Below are 17941 nucleotides of genomic sequence, written 5' to 3'. Positions count from 1 at the left end.
ACTCATTTTCATCTATTAATACTCATCATTCACTAAGGAACTTCTTATCCTTCTTTTCAATGTTAAAGAGGTAAATCTTTTTTCGTAAAGATAACATTTGCTACTGTATATAGAACTAAAGCGACGGCACCTAAAGCAACTAAGCCCCAACCAAATTCTCCGCTAGCTAATATTGCATCAGTATCAAACAGACTCGTTATCGTAAAGTACTCGAGTGCTTCTCCACTATCCATCAGCTGTTGAATCATAGTAATCAAGAAGAAAGCAAATGGTATACCACCGCCGACTGCTAGAGCTTTTCCTGTCCGGTTAAACAATGTAGCGGCAAAGAACGAAATAGAACTCATAGCTAGAATTAAGAGCAGTAGGCCAAAACTTAACCAAAAGTAAGCTTCTGTATCGAATTCCAGCGCGTCATCGACAGACCTTGCAGATGACACCATGGCATGGTTCGCCATCGCAATAATTTGCTCTTCATCCAAACCTGTTGCGTCCATTGACGCCGCTAAAGCAGTAGAATCTTTAATTAAAGTTAAATTTTCATTTACTTGGTCGCTATTCACATTTAAGGCCGCTGCAGATGAATCAATTACAGTCTGTAATAATAGTTCAGCATTGTCTTCAGTAACCATGACTGCTGGTTGAGAATTTTCTTGGACTTCTTCCTCAGTCTCAAGTTCAGCAATTTCATCCGTCACGAACTGATGGTACGCATTGACAGAAATCCCTTGAACACTTGCACCTGCTGCTAAGGCTTCATTACTTGCTAAAATCATCGCAGGGTTTTCAGTTAATTCCTTAGCTGTAATTTCAATAGCATTCTCTTCCATATTTTCATCTTCTGCATAGATATCTCGTCGTTCATCAGTGATAATTTCTGCTGCTTCTTCATAAGAGCGTTCATGAATAGTATTTTCTAAGTAGATGGAATAAGCTTCTACATCCATATCTCGTGCAGCAGCTGCTTCTCGCATAGCTTGTTCATCTTCTTGAATTAAATATAAACGCTCAGAGATATAACGTTCGTCGTGATTTAAAACTTCAGAGGCAGCCTTAATATCATCCGTGATTGGATAACCAGTGACATTATTATATTGAAATTGAGATGCACTTAAACCAGCTGATGCAATGATGGTATACATTAAAAAGATAGACAGGATTAGATAGATGGACTTAGTAAAAATAACACTTGATCGTTTAATGGGTGTTGATAAAGTATAAGCCATCGAACCTGAGTCTACTTCGTTAACGACAAGATTATTTGCTGTAAAAACAACATAAACAATCCCCAATATGACAGCAATCAGTTTATAGAAATTTTCTAAACTTCCTAAAAGACTAGTCATTGACGAGAGAATATTGGAAAAAGCTGTTCCTTCCGCTGCTGTAGCAATCGACGCATATCCTGCTGCATCATAGTTAATGATAAAAACAGATAAAATTGCGGAAGCAACTAAAGTAATAATTACCCACAGTTTCCAGTTCGCTTGGATACTTTGTTTTAAAATTGGTTTTGAGAACATCTACACTTCCTCCTTGAATGTTTGAGTAATGTAATCTTCGAATGTGACTTTGACTTCTTTAAAATAAACTAAATCAAAATATTTTAAATCTTGGATAAGCTGATTAATGTCTTTATCATGTATTTGAACAAATAATTGTAAATCGCCCGCTTTTATTTTATCGATTTGATAATCTAACCTTAAAAAATGTTCAAAATCTTTAAGCGATTTAAACTCCATTCTGTAATATTTATTCTTGTTATAGCGTATGGTTTCCATATCGATAACATCAATAATCTTGCCCTCTTGGATGACTGCGACCCGGTCACAAGCTTCTTCCACTTCTTGGAAGATATGGCTGGACATAAAGATGGTTTTTCCTTTCTCCTTTTCTTGTTTTATAAGGTCAAGGAAAATATCACGCATTAATGGGTCTAACCCTGTTGTCGGTTCATCCATAATCAAAATATCAGCAGCAGAAGCGAAAGCTGAAACAATCGCTGTTTTTTGTTTCATCCCTTTACTCATGGAACGTACCTTAGCCGTAACATCTAATTGAAGAAGGTCACTCAGTTCTTTGGCATATTCCCAACTTCCCCGTCCCGATAAATAGATTTGATTCTTTAAAAATTCTTCTCCAGTCGTATCTCCGGGAAAATTAATTTCACCTGGTATATAAGACACATAACGTTTGACTTCGGCACTACTTTTGGTAGCATCAAGTCCTTTAATAGTGACACTGCCTTCATCCGGTTTCAAAAAGCCCATCATATGGCGAATCGTTGTCGTCTTACCAGCACCGTTAACGCCTACGAAGCCATAAATTTCACCTTCTTCAACTTCTAAAGACACATCGAATACTCCGCGTCCTTTTCCATAATCCTTGGTTAAATGATCGATATCAATATAAGCCACCATGCAAATTCTCCTCTCCTTCAGCAACTGTTTTTTCACGATCATAGAAATCCATAAAATAATCTTCTAGAGTAAATTTAATTTCTGAAATAAAATTAACGTTTACCTCACTTAATTCAGCAAAAAGATGTTGCATCTTTTCATCGGTTAAATTCAACTTCACCTGATTTTGATTCGGTCTTTCGATTGTAATAACAAGTTCGGTATTCGCCAAAAACTTTTGGTAATCATTAAAACTAGCAAACTCAATTTTAAACGCTTTGTTGGTGCTTTGCTTCAATTGCTTTGCTTCAATCGTTGAAACAACCACACCGTCTTTAATAATGGCAATACGATCACAAGTTGCATCTACTTCACTAAAGATGTGACTAGATAAGAGAATAGTTTTTCCTTCCGCTTTTTCATTTAAGATGAATTGAATAAATCGTTCCTGCATGATAGGATCTAATCCGGAAGTTGGTTCATCTAATATCAAAACATTAGGATTGTGCATAAAAGCAGTAACGACCGCTAGCTTTCTTTTTGTTCCGAGACTCATCTCTTTAATTTCTTCCGATGTATCCAATTCAAATATTTCTTTGAGCTCCTCTGTCCTTGTCATATCGGTCATTTGTCTTTCTTCTGCCATAAACTCAATGAATTGATCCCCAGACATGCCCTTTGGAAATGCCAGTTCACCAGGCAAATAACCGACGTCATGCTTAATAATAGCTGCTGATTTCCAGCTGTCTTTCCCATTAATATATAATTCGCCTTCTTGAGCTTTAGTAAATCCCATTAAATGACGAATCGTTGTCGTTTTTCCAGCACCATTAGGACCCAGGAAGCCAAAAACTTCTCCTTCTTCGATTTTAAAAGAAACATCAAATATTCCTCGCCCGTGACCATAATCTTTGGTCACATGTTTAACTTCTATCACAGGCATTCTTTTCCCTCTTTCGTTTTAAAATATAAAGGTAAAATAATTAACAACTGTTTCTTTATTTACATTTGTTATATTTAAAATTATACTTGAATGGAAAGTAAGGACAAGGAACAGATTTTTGCATCTGATAATTAAGTAACACTTTGAAACAACATGTTTATTAACTATGAAGGAGATAACACCATTATGGAAAAACTAGATTTAAGAGTCCACAAAACCTATAAGTCACTTATTGAAAATTTTGAGGAATTATTACAAGAAAAGAAGTTTGAAAAAATATCTGTGAAGGAAATATGTGATGCGGCTATGATTCGACGTCCAACCTTTTATAAGCATTTCTTAGATAAATATGATTTCTTGACCTTCTTTATTAAATATAAAATGGACATAATCTTTGATTACGCGTTTGAAAACATAAATGATAAGAAAGACAACTTTTTTATTTTAGTTTTCGAACAATTGCTTAATCAGCCTGACAATGTGTTATACCTTATCTTCAGTCTTCAATTGAATGCAGATATCATCATAGAATTAGAAGGCGTTCAAGAGTACGGGCAGAACATGCTAAAAAACCATGTTCATTCAGGCAACACAGATAGTAGCACAGCCATAGAAGCTGATTACAAAGGTCAAATTATTATGGGAATCACGATTCAATCAGTCTATTGGTACAAAAAGAATCAAGACAAAACCAGCCAAGAAGATGTTATTAAGTTTTACAAAAAAACTTTAGAAAATATTTTTATTTAAATGTCTATTGCCAAATTTTATTGATTTCCTAAGGGTATTTTTTGATAATTAATACTTAAGTATCCTAGTAAACCAAAATGACTATACATTTTTTTGTAAATGGTTATTCTTCTTTATAAATCTAAATAATGATAGCTTTGGGTTGTATATTTCTTGGAAGAGACTATCCATTGTGATCTGAACAAGCTGTAAATATATAAAACTCATGCAGCTGTGCTACGATTTTTATGGCAGCAAAATGTAACATTCAAAGGGTATTTCTGTGGGACAATTAATTCCGTTTTATAGGTGTCCTTTCTTTATTATTTACTGAAGGAAATCTAACAACATATTTGGCTTAACAAAAAAAACCGTAATTATCAGTATTTTCTGATAATTACGGTTTTTTTATCAGTGAAGGCACTCTAACTTGCCCCACTCTCTAATGTATGGTCCCTACTGGGCTCGAACCAGCGACCCCTACCTTGTCGAGGTAGTGCTCTCCCAACTGAGCTAAGGAACCTTAACACTTTTACTATTATCCTTATTTTTCTAAGCGTTGTCAAGTCGATTCAGGTTTTAGCTTCCTTTTTTCATTCTAGTCCTTCATAATATAGTTAGGAATACCAAGAGAGGAAATCAGGAATGAATACAGAATATTTAGCTAAGTTTTATAAAAAAACATACACAGAAAAAATCGATGCTCTGGTTAAAGCAGAATTATTAACCGAATTACAAGCTGACAACTTAAAAAACGAAGGTGGTGATTTAGGCCAAGACATCGGTGAGCATATGATCGAGAATTATATCGGAAATTATTCTTTACCATTGGGTGTGGCGATGAATTTTCTAATTGATAATCAAGAGACAGTGGTGCCGATGGCTATTGAAGAACCCTCTGTCATTGCGGCAGCAAGTTTCGCTGCCAAAATCATTGGATCTGCTGGCGGATTTACCACAGTAGTCTCTGAACGGATGATGATTGGACAAGTAACCTTAAAAGACGTCGCTGACCCTTCAACTGCTATCAAAAAAATTAAAAATTCCAGGCAAGAAATTCTGGACCAGGCAAACGAAGCCCATCCTTCCATAGTAAAACGTGGTGGTGGTGCTAAGGACCTTTCTGTTCGTCTTCTAGAATCAGATACATCTGAAAATATCCCATCCTTTTTGGTGGTCCATTTACACATTGATACGCAAGAAGCAATGGGTGCCAATATTGTGAATACCATGATGGAAGGCATCGCTCCTTACATCGAAGAGTTAACTGGTGGAACAGCATTATTGCGTATTTTATCTAACTACGCCACCGAATGTACAGCAACTGCTACTTGTACAATCCCCAGTTACAAATTGAAGACTACAAATTTTTCAGGAGAAGAAGTACGCGATAGAATCGTAGAAGCTGCTCAAGTGGCATGGGTCGATCCTTACCGGGCGGTTACCCATAATAAAGGGATTATGAATGGTGTAGATGCCGTTGTTGTCGCAAGCGGAAATGATTGGCGGGCAATCGAAGCAGGCATTCATGCTTATGCAGCTCGTTCCGGTCAATATCGTGCGCTATCAAAGTGGCATACAAATGAAAAGGGAGATTTAGTTGGTACATTAACCTTACCTCTACCTATTGGAACAGTTGGCGGATCAATTAGTATTCACCCTGCCGCGAAACTTTCAAGAACCCTTTTACAAGAACCTGATGCAAAACGATTGGAAAGCATTCTAGTATCTGTAGGTTTAGCACAGAATTTCGCAGCTATCCGCGCGCTCGTCACTGACGGAATTCAAAAAGGACATATGGGATTACATGCCCGTTCACTGGCAATCAGTGCTGGTGCAAAAGGCGCACAAGTAGAGAAAATTGCAGAAGCTCTGAAAAAAGCGCCTCATATGAACCTGCAGACCGCAAAAGATTATTTAAGTAAACTTTAGACTTTTAATAAAAATCAACTTATTTTATTTTTTCAGATAGACTCAAAGCCTTCTCATAACGTATTAATTACTGTTATGGAAGGCTTTTTCTTATATATATAGTCAGGAGATAGACTTTATCCCTGCTCCTACTGAACTCATTATATTTTGAATATACGCTGCAGATTCACGCAGCATTTTTTCTTCTTCCTCATCTAAGATGATTTCTAGTTGCTTTTCAATTCCATTTCTGCCAATAATACATGGCATACTCAAAGTCACATTTCCATTATATCCATACTGTCCTCTTAGTGTAGTAGATACGGGATAAACACTTCTTTCGTCCAGCATAACGGCTTTAACTAGCGTGGTGACCGCTTGAGCAATTCCGGCATTTGTCCATCCTTTTCCGTTAAAAACATCATACGCTGCCTGAACTACTTGATTTTTTATACTAACTTGATCAATTTCAGCACTTTCAAAAAGATCCTTCCACTCACTCATTTTAAACCCCTGTATGTTAGCTCTACTCAATACGGGAAAAGCTGTCATTCCATGCTCTCCCATCATATAAGCCGTTATACTTTTAGGATCAATATTGTACTTGTCCGCTAATATTCTTTTTAATCTAGCTGTATCCAGCATTGTTCCTGTTCCAAAAATTTTCCCAGCTGGATAATCAAATTCATTTTCTGCAATATGTACTATTGTATCTACAGGATTGGTAATAAAAATTAATACAGCATTATTTGTATGAGCAACAATATTTGCCATAATCTCTCTAATGATCTTCGCACTATTTTCAGCTAGCAAAGCCCGATCCGGCATTTTTTCCTCTTCAGATGGCACTATACTGGCACCAGCTGAAACAATAACAAGATCTGAATCTGCACAATCTTGATAAGTTCCAGAAAAGACTTTTGTATTCGGCATAAAAGTAAAAGGATTAGCATGCAGCTGATCTAACGCTTCACCTTTAGATATATTTTCATTGCTATCAATTAATGCAATTTCCGAAAACAGTCCTAATTTCACTATATCTGATAATACATAAGAACCAACATGACCAATACCAATTATTGTTAATTTTTGCTTATTCATATACCCGTCCTCCTATAAAACTTTATAGCTACTATACAGGATACAACTCCATAAACCAAGATTTTCTATGTTAAAAAACAATCAGACTCACTTGACCATCTGATTGTTTTTTTCACAAATTACTGAATTATTTAGCTTGTCTAATCCTTTTGCGAGGATTCATCTTTATAACGATCCATAATACCACGATTGCTTCGGCTGCTACATAAGACATCCAGACTCCATTCATTCCCCACAGATAACTAAACAATAAAACTATCGGAATGATAATAACGCCACCTCTAAGCAATGAGAAGAATAAAGCAAATCTAGGCTGATCAGTCGCACTAAAATATGTTGTGGATATCGTATTGATCCCTGCAAAAAAGAAACCAACAAAATAGACAATCAGTCCAGTTGCTGCCATTTCAGCTACATGGGTGCTTTGATCGCTATTAAAAGCGGCTATGATTCCTGATTTAAATAAAAGTGTCGTCAAATAGACCGTTGCACTAATCACCAAAGCCGTTATTATAGATAATGTCAAAACATGCTTTATTTTACTCAAGTCGCGCTTGCCATAGCTATCGCTTAATAAAGGTTGAGCTCCCTGAGCTACACCTGTAAATAATGACAATACTACAAAAGAAATATTTGCCACAATTCCATATGCCGCTAAGCCCAGATTTCCTTCAAGTGAGAAAATAATTGTATTAAATAAAAATAAAACTACCGCTGAAGCAATTTCATTAATAAATCCTGTAGCCCCCAAGTAACAGATATCTTTAAGCACAATCCAGTTTAATTTCTGAAAAACAAATTTCAGCTGATTTATAGCACGTTTAAAATGAATAGACAGCACTGCAATACTACTGATTGGTGCTATACAAGTCGCCAAAGCAGCTCCAAACATTCCCATATCTAACGGAAATATAAAGATATAATCCAATAAAATATTCAAAAAACTTCCTATCATCATGCCCGACATAGCAAGTGATGGGTCACCATCATTTCTAACAAATGACTGAAGTGTATTGTTTAAAATAAAAAACGGAGAAAAAAAGAGTATCGTCTGTAGATAAATAGAGGTGCTGACAAGTGTCTCGTTATTCGCGCCTAAACTGCGTGCAATTAGACCTGAGCCAAACAATCCAAATACTAAAAAAACACCTCCGATAATCACTCCAAATATAAGAGATTGTGCATACACTTTTTGTGCTGTTTTTATTTTCTTTTGTGCACTTAAAATACTATATCTTGAAGCTCCTCCCAAACCCAGCATCAGCCCTATTCCATTGATCACCCCATATGCTGGTATGCTTAAATTCAAAGAAGCGATCCCATTAGATCCTAATGCCTGGGCAATGAAAAAAGTATCTGCTAATATATACAGAGATATTCCTACCATTCCCAATACATTCAAGCTTACATACTTAAAAAACAACTTGTTGATTCCCATGCAACTCCTCCAAAACATGCTTCTAATAAATCCTCTTCGTATGTACTGCCTAGTTCAATATAATAAAAAGCTGCACCTCATTCAAGATGCAACTTCTCAACTTACTTCAGCTATTAGTTTGTTCCACTTACTAGTCTTGATCTTAATTTGTTTGATATCACTTCAACAACCAGAATTAAGATTACTAATCCAATAAGTATAGCTCCGACCTGATTCCATCGGTATGATCTCATGGCAAAAATCAATGGTGCTCCAATTCCTCCAGCTCCAACTAATCCTAAAATAGTCGCATCCCTGAGATTCATATCGAATCGATAAATCGTAGTAGATAAGAAACTTGAGAAGAGTTGCGGCAAAATACCATAACGGATTTTCTCATAAGTCGTACACCCCATAGAAGTCATCGCTTCCAGTACTCCACGGTCTAAGTTTTCAATGACATCAACATACAACCTTGAAATCATCCCAATAGATGTAATTGACATTGTCAAAACCCCCGCATAAGCTCCAGGACCGGTTACACGAATAAACATAATCCCATAAACTAGAGAAGGAATTGTACGAATAAAAATTACAAACAACCTGGTAATATAAGCTACTGGTCCACTTACAACACTCGGTGCCATCAAAAATGAAATTGGAATAGCTAACAAGGATCCAAAAATTGTTCCTAAAAAGGCAATCGCAATCGTTTCATATAGTAAATAGGCAACACCTTGGCTAGAAAAGTCAAATAAGAATTCTAAATCCGGTGCTACAATACCTTTAACGATGTTTACAGCTAAACCCGTTCCTTTTTTATCTAATCCAGTGACATCTACACCAAGGAATGACCAGATCAGAAGAGCTAATACAATTACGGTAATAGTTGTAAAATAAAGTTTACGATTAGGTGCTTTACCCATTTGTGTTCGAATTGCTTCGTTCATTTTTACTCTCCCTCTCTAAGATAGTTTGCGTCTGAAATATTCACTGACTCTTTCAATAATGAATACAACGACCATCAAAACCAGCAAGACCATTCCTACACTTGGGTAGTCTCTCCAGCCTAATCTCTCATTTAATACCAATCCAATACCTCCAGCGCCTACATATCCTAAGATAGCAGCATATCTAACATTTCCTTCAAAAGCATATAAAGAAACAGATAGATAAGTAGGTAGAACCTCCGGAACAATGGCATATCTAAAGGCTTCTACTTTAGACAAACCCATAGATTCATGCGCTTCAAAAGCACCCATATCCACATTTTCAATATGCTCATACATTAATTTACCAACATAAGAGGCTGAAAATATAAGGATAGCTAATGTTCCTGCCATAGTCCCTAAACCGAACAGAAATGTAAAAATCAATGCCAAAACCAAAGTCGGTAAAGTTCTTAAAATACTTAGAAACAGTTTGAAAAATCCATTAAGCAACCTGTTTTTTATAACATTGCTAGAAGATAACAACGCTAGAGGAATTGCAAACAAAGCTCCTATAAGAGAACCTAATAAAGACATTTGGATAGTATCAAAAAGTGGGGCCCAAATATTAGAAATGAATCCAAAATTAGGCGGGAACATACTCAAAATAATAACAAAGAACTGACTTCCTCGTGTAAAGATTAGTGAAAGATCTACTCCAGTAGCTTGAAAAGAAGCATATATAGCTAAGAATATCAGAATCAGTATTAACGGAGTTTTTGAAGCCCTTTGTTTGACTGTCTTGCCATTTTCTAATGTATAAGTTGTTGGTTTAAATATCTTATCATAGATTGTTTCTTTCAATCTGCACCCTCCTTACACTTCTGCTTCTTCAGAATCATTCATATGCGGTACTTCTGTGATACTTCCGTAAATGTTATTTAACACTTCTTGATTAACATCTTCAGATTTACCGTCATATACTATTTCACCTTTGCGAATTCCTATTACACGATCTGCGTACTCTAAAGCTAATTCAACATGATGGATATTAATCAAAATAGACATTTCCATTTCTTGATTGATTCGTTTGAAATCGTCCATAACCACTTTAGCTGTTACAGGATCTAAAGAAGCTACTGGCTCATCCGCTAATATAACAGAAGGATTTTGCGCAAGCGTACGTGCTAAAGCTACACGTTGTTGTTGTCCACCAGATAGTTGGTCTACTCTATTGTAAGCTTTATCCAAAATTCCAACTTTATCCAATGCTTCCAATGCAACAATTTTTTTATCTTTTTGAAATAGCCCTAAAATCTTTCTCCACCAGGGAAGTTCTGGTACAGAAGAAACAAGAACATTATTAATAACACTGGTTCTAGTTACTAAATTGAATGACTGGAAAATCATGCCAATCTTACGGCGGAAAGTACGGATTTGTTTTCCTTTTAAGTTACTTACATCTACACCATTGACATTAAGGGTTCCCTCGTTAATATCATGCATACGATTGATGCAGCGAATTAAAGTAGACTTACCCGCTCCAGATAATCCGATAATCGCAACAAATTCACCTTGTTCAATCTTCAAATTCACATCTTTTAATGCAGTAACCCCATTCGGATAGGTTTTATTTACATTAATAAATTCGATCATAATTCACTTTGTCCTTTCTAAGACATACTCAAAAAGAAAGCCAGGAGAAAAAAACTCCCAGCTTGTTCTTTAGTTTATTGAGTATTAAGTTTGATTAATTTATATTAGTTTGTTAAATCTCTTAAGATTTGTTGAGCTTCACGTTCAACATCATAGTCAGAACTTTCAGATTTTTCATATCCTTCATGAGAATAGATGGAAATAATTTCTTTTCCTTCTTCAGTTCCAGCGATATTGATAAATGCATCTTGCAATGCTGCTTTTAAATCATCATCCATAATTTCAGAATTTTTACTTACACTAATTGTATCATTGTAAATTCCAGGTGTCACACCAATAACATCTGTCTGATCCCAGATACTTGCAGTACCACCAAAAGTATCTTCCCAGTCTTCAACATAATCGCGGCGGGCATCAGCGTACATTACTGCTACATCTGCTTGTTCTGTTGCTAGACGAGAAACTGAAGTACCATAAGAATCAGCTTGAGAGATTTGACTCAAGTCAGATAATGATTTGTCATAATTTTCTTGTAAAAAGATCGTTGGATATATATATCCAGCTGATGAAGATGAACTCATAACACTCCAAGAAGCTGAATCCAAGTCTTCCCATGTTAATTCTTCGCCATTATTAACTTTGTCTGCAAGTTCGCGTCCCTTTTCAGAAGGGCCTGCCACCATGATTGAACGATAGTACGTTACTTGTTCATCAGTTGGTTCAGTTGGTTTATTAGCGTTCCATTCTGCAGGATCTTCAGAGTCATTACTCAATCCTGCACGAGTTGCTGTCAGAATTACTTCAGCTCCATCATCATACAAAACATAAGTTCCACCAGGTAAGAATCCAACATCTACAGATCCAGCAGACATTGCTTCTCCTACAGCTTCATAATCTGTTCCTACATCGATTTTTACGCTATCGATATCATACCCTAATTCGGCCATTTCATCAATCAGCATTCCTTCTAGAGGTTCTGTAGCTGTTACGATTTCTTCTGGATCACGTGAAGGTACGAATTGTACTGATAGTTCATCAATCTGCACGTTTCCGTCAGTTCCTTCAGAAGCTGACTCACCACTATCGTCACTGTTTCCACAAGCTGCTAGTACAAGTGTTGATGCGAAAGTAATACCTAAACCTTTTAACCATTTTTTAGACAAAATTTTTCCTCCTAATTTTAACTAAGTATAAAACAACGGCATTCTTCAAATGTGCATATTGTAGCTCCATAAGAATAGTAACATCCGACAATACAAATGTCTACAGTATATTTTAGAAATTTTACAAAAAATACACACCTAAAACCGAACATTAACTGTTTTTTACACAAGCAATCTTCCTTTTTACTTGGTGATTATCTGACAGCAATTTAGTATATCTTTTATTCTCCCTATCTTTCTATCAATTTTATGTAAAGTTATCGTAAAATCAGTTCGTTCTCTTCTTATTTGCAATAGCTCCTTTCCTTCAGTAATATTAAAGACGAAAGATAGACAATTTTATTTTTTTGAAAGGAATTTTTAAAAATATGATCAAAGAGTTTAAAGAATTCATTGCTAGAGGCAATGTTATTGAGTTGGCAGTCGGTCTCGTTATGGGGCAAGCTTTTACTGCAATAGTAACTGCGCTAGTAGACAGCATTATCATGCCGCTTCTTGTTGCCCTTACTGGACAAGCAAATGTAGAAAAATTAACTATGGAAATAGGCGCTGCTTCAATCAAATATGGCGCTTTTTTACAAGCCATTATTAATTTCTTCCTTATTTCAATTGCATTGTTTATTGTTGTTAAAGTCATCAATACTTTGACCAAGAAAAATAAGCCAGCTCCTGAAGATACACCTGTAGAAGCACCAACAGTTGAAGAATATCTTGCAGAAATTCGCGATTTATTAGCTGAAAAAGCAGAAAAATAACCTGAAGAAACCAAAATAGAGGATCATCTCAATTGATGATCCTCTATTTTTGTAATTGTACAACTTAGTCAATATCTGTATTTCTGATAATAACAGCCGCACCCATGCCGCCACCAATACATAAAGAAGCTATTCCATATTTCAATCCTTTGCGTTTTAATGTATACAGCAAAGTAACTAAAATGCGATTTCCACTTGCTCCAATGGGATGACCGAGGGAAATGGCACCACCGCTCATATTTGTTTTAGCAATTAGTGTTTCTTTGTCTATTTTGAACGCTTCAGACAATTCATGCACTACCGCTAAACTTTGAGAAGCAAAGGCTTCATTCAATTCAAATACATCTATATCACCAAAAGATAGTCCAGATTTCTTCAATGTTTGCTTAATGGCTGGAACAGGTCCCATCCCCATAATCGATGGATCAACGCCGCCTTGTCCAATTGCGACAATTTCAGCTAATGGTTGAATAGATTTTTCTTGCAGATAGTCTTCTCCAACAATCAACGTTGCGCTGGCACCATCATTCAGTCCAGAAGCATTTGCAGCTGTTACCGTACCCTCTTTTTTGAACGCTGGTCTGAGTGAACTCATTTTTTCAAGATTCGCTTTACGATTAGGATATTCATCAGCATCAACAATAACCTGTTCTTTCCTTCTAGTTGTATACTCTACAGGAACCACTTCTTCTTTAAATAAACCATTATCCAGTGCTTCGAGCGATTTTTTCTGGGAATCAAATGCAAAGGCGTCCTGATCTTCACGTGAGATTCCATACTGTTCGGCAATATTTTCCGCAGTAACCCCCATATGATAACCCTCAAAAGCATCTGTCAATCCATCATGCACCATATGGTCTATCGCCTGAAAACCTCCCATCTTGATACCAGTCCGAGCTCTGTTAGGAATAAGATAAGGGGCTTGGCTCATAGATTCTGTCCCACCAGCCACAACTGTATTATATTCTCCCGCACGAATGCCAATAAAAGCATTCATGACAGTTTTCAAGCCACTCCCACAGACCATATTTGTTCCATAAGCTGGCGTAGTTTCTGGAATACCGGCTTTGATAGAAGCTTGTCTGGAAACACCTTGACCTTGACCAGCTGAAAGAACGTTTCCTAAAGATACTTCATCTATGTCAGTTGGATCAACACCACTTTGGTTTAAAACGCCTTGGATAGCTGTTTTTCCTAAGTCAGCAGCTGAAACATCTTTCAGTGCACCAAGAAACGAACCGATTGGCGTCCGCTTTGCCCCTGCTATATATACTTTTTGCATAAAAGTATGCACTCCTTTTAGTTAGCAAAATTTTTCATTCCATCAGAATCGTTTACTTACTTTTTACTATATTTGCGAATATTAGCCTGAACCCCACTTAAGATAACCGTTCCACTAGATGCTTCACTATCCAGTTCAATATCTGTTTCATCTTTAGGTAAAGATTGCTGTAAAATTTCTTCATATTCTTTAATAGATAATTCGCGACGCTTATTCAGTAATGCTTCATGTTCTTCTTTCAACATGTGTTCTTTATACCCAGGTTTTACAATTCCACTGAAAAACTCACCAACAGCTCCTGAGCCATAACTGAACAGACCAATACGCGCATTATCTGCTAGCAACGGTCCTTGTTCCAGTAAAGAAAGCAAACTTAAATAAAGTGATCCAGTATAAATATTCCCAACTTGCTTATTGTAAGAAACACTTGGCTCATAATATCCCATCAGACGAGCTGTATCTTCTTCTGAAGCATTTTCTGTTAAAGCTTTTAATGCTTTTTTACCCATTTTAGTATAAGGAACATGGAAGCACAATGCTTCAAAGTCACTTAAATCACGGTTATTTCTTTCTTTGTATTGACCCCAGACATCTGTTAGGAAGTTTAAATAAGCTTGGTTAGAGAATTTTCCATCTACATAAGCATAATCAGAATATAACGGACGCCAGAAATCGGAAATGTCTTCTGTCATGGATACACTATCTGTATCAATTGCTAGGATTTTCGGATTAGCAGACAATACCATTGCAACAGCTCCTGCTCCTTGAGTCGGCTCTCCACCAGTATTGAGTCCATATTTTGCAATATCTGTTCCCAATACAAGGACTTTGCTTTCAGGATGCAATGAAATATGACCCATAGCCATCTTGATTGCGGCAGTAGCACTATAACAAGCTTGTTTTAATTCAACTGAACGAGCATATTTTTGAATACCCGTTAAATGATGGACCCAAACTGCACCTGATTTTGAGTGATCTACCCCTGATTCTGTTCCAAACAAGACAAAATCAATTGCATCTCTATCTTCTTCATCTAACACTTCAAGCGCTGCATTGGCTGCCATTGATACTGCATCTTGTGACAAAGGCGCTACTGCCATTTTTTCTTGTCCGATTCCAATCGTATATTTAGCTGGTTCCACTCCTCTAGCTTCAGCTAACTTTTCCATATCTATATATACATCCGGTGTATAAAACCCTATTTTATCAATTCCAATTTCCAAATCATCGTCCTCCTATAATATACACTCACAAAAACGTTTCTATTATCTTAATTACATTATAAATGACCTTCCTAAAAAAAGAGTTAAGATATGTACGATCATCTATAAAATGATCGGTTACGTTCCCAGCAGGCATATTTCTTCAATAGAATCGTACCACATGACTTAAAACTCGCCTGTGTTATATGCTCAAAAAAGGATAGAATAACGTATGGTGTCAATAAAAAGGGTGAACACTAACTGATAATTTGTTTACTTATGCAAATAATCAAGGACTGTAAAGGAACACCTCATTTGCTTAGTTTCTGTAAATGAGGTGTTCCTTTTAACATTATATTTTTGCAATAAATGCAAAGATTATCATAATTTTTGCGTTAAAATAAGAAGCAACGATTTGTTGCTTTATTCTATTCAAATTAAATCGTATACTTTTTATGTAAGTAATATCAAAAAGTGAGGAGAATGAAAAATGAAAAAAGGCTTAGTATTAACAATAGAAATCATTATGAGTATAGCATTATTAATTGTCCCTTTTATCGGTGACTACATAACTAATCAAACTAGTGCTATTGGATCTTATTATATTGCATTTTTTATTGTGACTTGTATATCTGTTGCTCTTTTCATACTTATGATTGGATTCTCTATTATCAAGTTTATTCAAATTAAAAAATAAAAGAATCTTGGACAAAACTAGCCAAAAATAAAAACACCGTTAAATCGATGAATTTTAACCCTAGATTTGACGGTGTTTCTACTTGTCTAGATTTACAAGTTTTTGTTAAAAGGAGACTTTTGTCTCAGCCTCTTTATTTTCAACTTAAAAGTTTATTCCAGTATTTAAGTATAATAGTTTATAGTAATTAGTTGTATGTGAAGCACCAATATTTATAGAAGCTGACTGATATAATCCTTTTAGAGATACTCTTTTAGTCAACATCCATCTTTTTAATAGCATAGAAACTGATTAGATAATTAATCATTAGTCCCAATATCAATCCGGCAACCACTGTTACTTTACCGTTTGAAGATTGAACCCAATCTGAACTTGCAGGAAAATAGTTCAAGAAAGCTAAAAGAACGAATAACCAAATAATGGGTAAAAAACCAGACCATAATAGTCTTTCTCCTTTTGGAAGGCTATAAACTTTCCATGTTACCCCTACGGAGGCTAGTGTTATCATTCCTAAAGCAGCTTCTTTAGGCAAAACAATTGTCCATGCCTCCGAAATGAAATAAGGGGATGTAGTCAAAATCGTTAATACTACTACGAATGTTGCACCAAATAGTAGCCCTTCTAATGTTGAAATAGATTTTTCTTTCTTGAATGTACTATTTTTCAAGATAGATAAACACACAATCACTCCTAGGCCTATCGTTAGAGAGTTAATAATGAGCTGTAGTATATTAACTTTGTACTGGTCAGCAGATAAATTAGAAAGAATGGAGAAAAAAATTGAAATCCCAAATACTAGTCCCAATATTTTTAGCCCATCTAACCAATTGATTGGAACATTTGAAAGTATCTCATCTGCCGTTGCTTTAGGTTCTTGACCAAAATACTCTTTTGCAGAAATACCATCTTTTTGAGCAGAAATCATATCTTGTAAGATTTCCAGTAATTTTGACTCTATATCTTCCTCATCTTTTAACCAGTCTCTTAACCTCATATAAATTAGTATTTCTTCATAGTACGTTTTATTCTCCGTGTTCAACTGCTCTCTCAATTCATTATTTTGCTGGATCATTTCCTGCGTTTTTGTCATCTTTTTTTCCTCCTTTGTCTATCAAGTTATGGACGCTAGATTCCAACTCCTGCCAGTTCTGAATAAATTCTTGGCAGTATTCTTTTCCTTTAGGTGTAATCTGATAATACTTACGGTCTGGTCCGTCTTTAGATGGCTTTTTGACGCTAGTTGTCAATTCATTCTTTTCAAGCTTTTGTAGTAATGGATAGACTGTTCCTCCGACAATATCTGTAAATCCCGAAAGCTTTAACTGCTGGACTAACTCGTATCCATAGACTTCTTTTTCCTGGATGATCAGTAGCACACATCCTTCAAGCACACCTTTTAATAACTGCGTTTTTTTCAATTTGTCACCTCTGTTCAGATTACGGAATCTAAGTTGTAATACATACTAGTTAATTATAGAGTACCTCACTCCCACTAGTTTGTAAAGCATACTAGTTAAATAAAAAAGAATCGAATAATCCATTTCATAATTATTCGATCTTTTTCAAATGGTTACTTGGTTTCAGCTGAATTTAAATCAGTACGCTTAATCAATTTTACTAAATGGACATCCATACAAAAGACTTTTCTCAAAAAGTGAAATACTTTAACTTAAACAAATAATTACTTATTCATTTGCTGCTTGCTTATTCTTACTTTTACCATAAAAATATCGAATAGAGTTGATCACAATATAACT

The 17941-nt window shown here is 35.7% G+C and carries 17 protein-coding genes, 1 tRNA gene and 1 riboswitch; of the genes, 4 read left to right on the top strand and 14 right to left on the bottom strand.

Going from position 1 to position 17941, the window contains the following annotated elements:
• Nucleotides 1–62: 62 nt before the first annotated feature.
• The 3 genes from BKP56_RS03740 to BKP56_RS03730 are packed head-to-tail and all read right to left on the bottom strand — an operon-like array spanning nucleotide 63 to nucleotide 3342.
• On the bottom strand, nucleotides 63–1523 hold the full coding sequence (locus BKP56_RS03740) for an ABC transporter permease subunit (protein WP_072693767.1): 1461 nt from the start codon (nucleotides 1521–1523) through the stop codon (nucleotides 63–65).
• Nucleotides 1524–2420, bottom strand: a complete 897-nt coding sequence (locus BKP56_RS03735; RefSeq protein WP_072693766.1) for an ABC transporter ATP-binding protein — start codon at nucleotides 2418–2420, stop codon at nucleotides 1524–1526.
• Nucleotides 2404–3342, bottom strand: coding sequence for an ABC transporter ATP-binding protein (locus tag BKP56_RS03730; protein ID WP_072693765.1), 939 nt, complete (start codon nucleotides 3340–3342; stop codon nucleotides 2404–2406). The genes BKP56_RS03735 and BKP56_RS03730 overlap by 17 nt, the downstream gene beginning before the upstream one ends.
• Before the next feature lie 186 nt (nucleotides 3343–3528).
• Here BKP56_RS03730 and BKP56_RS03725 point away from each other — a divergent pair, with 186 nt between their 5' ends.
• Nucleotides 3529–4092 carry a TetR family transcriptional regulator gene (locus BKP56_RS03725; protein WP_072693764.1) on the top strand — a complete coding sequence of 188 codons (564 nt, stop codon included), beginning with the start codon at nucleotides 3529–3531 and terminating at the stop codon, nucleotides 4090–4092.
• Nucleotides 4093–4259: 167 nt separating this feature from the next.
• Nucleotides 4260–4365, top strand: a riboswitch (NiCo riboswitch).
• Nucleotides 4366–4521: 156 nt separating this feature from the next.
• Here the strand turns inward: BKP56_RS03725 and BKP56_RS03720 are convergent.
• Nucleotides 4522–4594, bottom strand: a tRNA-Val gene (locus BKP56_RS03720).
• Nucleotides 4595–4716: 122 nt separating this feature from the next.
• Here BKP56_RS03720 and BKP56_RS03715 point away from each other — a divergent pair.
• Nucleotides 4717–6003 (top strand): hydroxymethylglutaryl-CoA reductase, degradative, encoded by a 1287-nt coding sequence (locus BKP56_RS03715; RefSeq protein ID WP_072693763.1) that lies wholly within the window; start codon nucleotides 4717–4719, stop codon nucleotides 6001–6003.
• Between the two features lie 102 nt (nucleotides 6004–6105).
• Here BKP56_RS03715 and BKP56_RS03710 read toward each other — a convergent pair whose 3' ends face one another.
• The 6 genes from BKP56_RS03710 to BKP56_RS03685 all read right to left on the bottom strand — a co-directional run bounded on the left by BKP56_RS03710 (nucleotide 6106) and on the right by BKP56_RS03685 (nucleotide 12248).
• A complete protein-coding gene (locus BKP56_RS03710; RefSeq protein ID WP_072693762.1) occupies nucleotides 6106–7083 on the bottom strand; it encodes an L-lactate dehydrogenase in 978 nt (325 codons plus the stop codon).
• 127 nt (nucleotides 7084–7210) lie between these two features.
• Nucleotides 7211–8521, bottom strand: coding sequence for an MATE family efflux transporter (locus BKP56_RS03705; protein WP_072693761.1), 1311 nt, complete (start codon nucleotides 8519–8521; stop codon nucleotides 7211–7213).
• Nucleotides 8522–8634: 113 nt separating this feature from the next.
• Nucleotides 8635–9450 (bottom strand): phosphonate ABC transporter, permease protein PhnE, encoded by an 816-nt coding sequence (phnE, locus tag BKP56_RS03700; RefSeq protein WP_072693760.1) that lies wholly within the window; start codon nucleotides 9448–9450, stop codon nucleotides 8635–8637.
• A gap of 15 nt (nucleotides 9451–9465) precedes the next feature.
• Complete coding sequence (phnE, locus tag BKP56_RS03695) at nucleotides 9466–10293, bottom strand: phosphonate ABC transporter, permease protein PhnE (protein ID WP_198033981.1); 828 nt, start codon at nucleotides 10291–10293, stop codon at nucleotides 9466–9468.
• Between the two features lie 12 nt (nucleotides 10294–10305).
• Nucleotides 10306–11085 (bottom strand): phosphonate ABC transporter ATP-binding protein, encoded by a 780-nt coding sequence (gene phnC / locus BKP56_RS03690; RefSeq protein ID WP_072693759.1) that lies wholly within the window; start codon nucleotides 11083–11085, stop codon nucleotides 10306–10308.
• A 104-nt stretch (nucleotides 11086–11189) separates the two neighbouring features.
• Nucleotides 11190–12248 carry a phosphate/phosphite/phosphonate ABC transporter substrate-binding protein gene (locus BKP56_RS03685; protein WP_072693758.1) on the bottom strand — a complete coding sequence of 353 codons (1059 nt, stop codon included), beginning with the start codon at nucleotides 12246–12248 and terminating at the stop codon, nucleotides 11190–11192.
• 368 nt (nucleotides 12249–12616) lie between these two features.
• On the opposite strand from BKP56_RS03685, the gene mscL reads away from it, so the two are divergent.
• Complete coding sequence (gene mscL / locus BKP56_RS03680; protein ID WP_072693757.1) at nucleotides 12617–13003, top strand: large conductance mechanosensitive channel protein MscL; 387 nt, start codon at nucleotides 12617–12619, stop codon at nucleotides 13001–13003.
• Between the two features lie 64 nt (nucleotides 13004–13067).
• Here mscL and BKP56_RS03675 read toward each other — a convergent pair whose 3' ends face one another.
• Nucleotides 13068–14285, bottom strand: a complete 1218-nt coding sequence (locus tag BKP56_RS03675) for an acetyl-CoA C-acetyltransferase (RefSeq protein ID WP_072693756.1) — start codon at nucleotides 14283–14285, stop codon at nucleotides 13068–13070.
• Between the two features lie 56 nt (nucleotides 14286–14341).
• Nucleotides 14342–15508 (bottom strand): hydroxymethylglutaryl-CoA synthase, encoded by a 1167-nt coding sequence (locus BKP56_RS03670; protein WP_072693755.1) that lies wholly within the window; start codon nucleotides 15506–15508, stop codon nucleotides 14342–14344.
• A gap of 469 nt (nucleotides 15509–15977) precedes the next feature.
• Between BKP56_RS03670 and BKP56_RS03665 the strand changes: the two genes are divergently transcribed.
• Nucleotides 15978–16184, top strand: a complete 207-nt coding sequence (locus BKP56_RS03665; RefSeq protein ID WP_072693754.1) for a hypothetical protein — start codon at nucleotides 15978–15980, stop codon at nucleotides 16182–16184.
• Nucleotides 16185–16437: 253 nt separating this feature from the next.
• Here BKP56_RS03665 and BKP56_RS03660 read toward each other — a convergent pair whose 3' ends face one another.
• Together BKP56_RS03660 and BKP56_RS03655 are read right to left on the bottom strand one after the other, a co-directional pair.
• Nucleotides 16438–17274, bottom strand: a complete 837-nt coding sequence (locus BKP56_RS03660; RefSeq protein ID WP_072693753.1) for a DUF1129 domain-containing protein — start codon at nucleotides 17272–17274, stop codon at nucleotides 16438–16440.
• Entirely contained in the window at nucleotides 17240–17602 is a 363-nt protein-coding gene (locus BKP56_RS03655) for a PadR family transcriptional regulator (protein ID WP_072693752.1), read from the bottom strand. The genes BKP56_RS03660 and BKP56_RS03655 overlap by 35 nt, the downstream gene beginning before the upstream one ends.
• Nucleotides 17603–17941: the final 339 nt, after the last annotated feature.

The sequence above is a fragment of the Marinilactibacillus sp. 15R genome, assembly GCF_001895285.1.
Lineage (GTDB): Bacteria > Bacillota > Bacilli > Lactobacillales > Carnobacteriaceae_A > Marinilactibacillus > Marinilactibacillus piezotolerans.
Note: the sequence above shows the minus strand (reverse complement) of the source record. Positions and strands in the feature narration are given on the sequence as shown.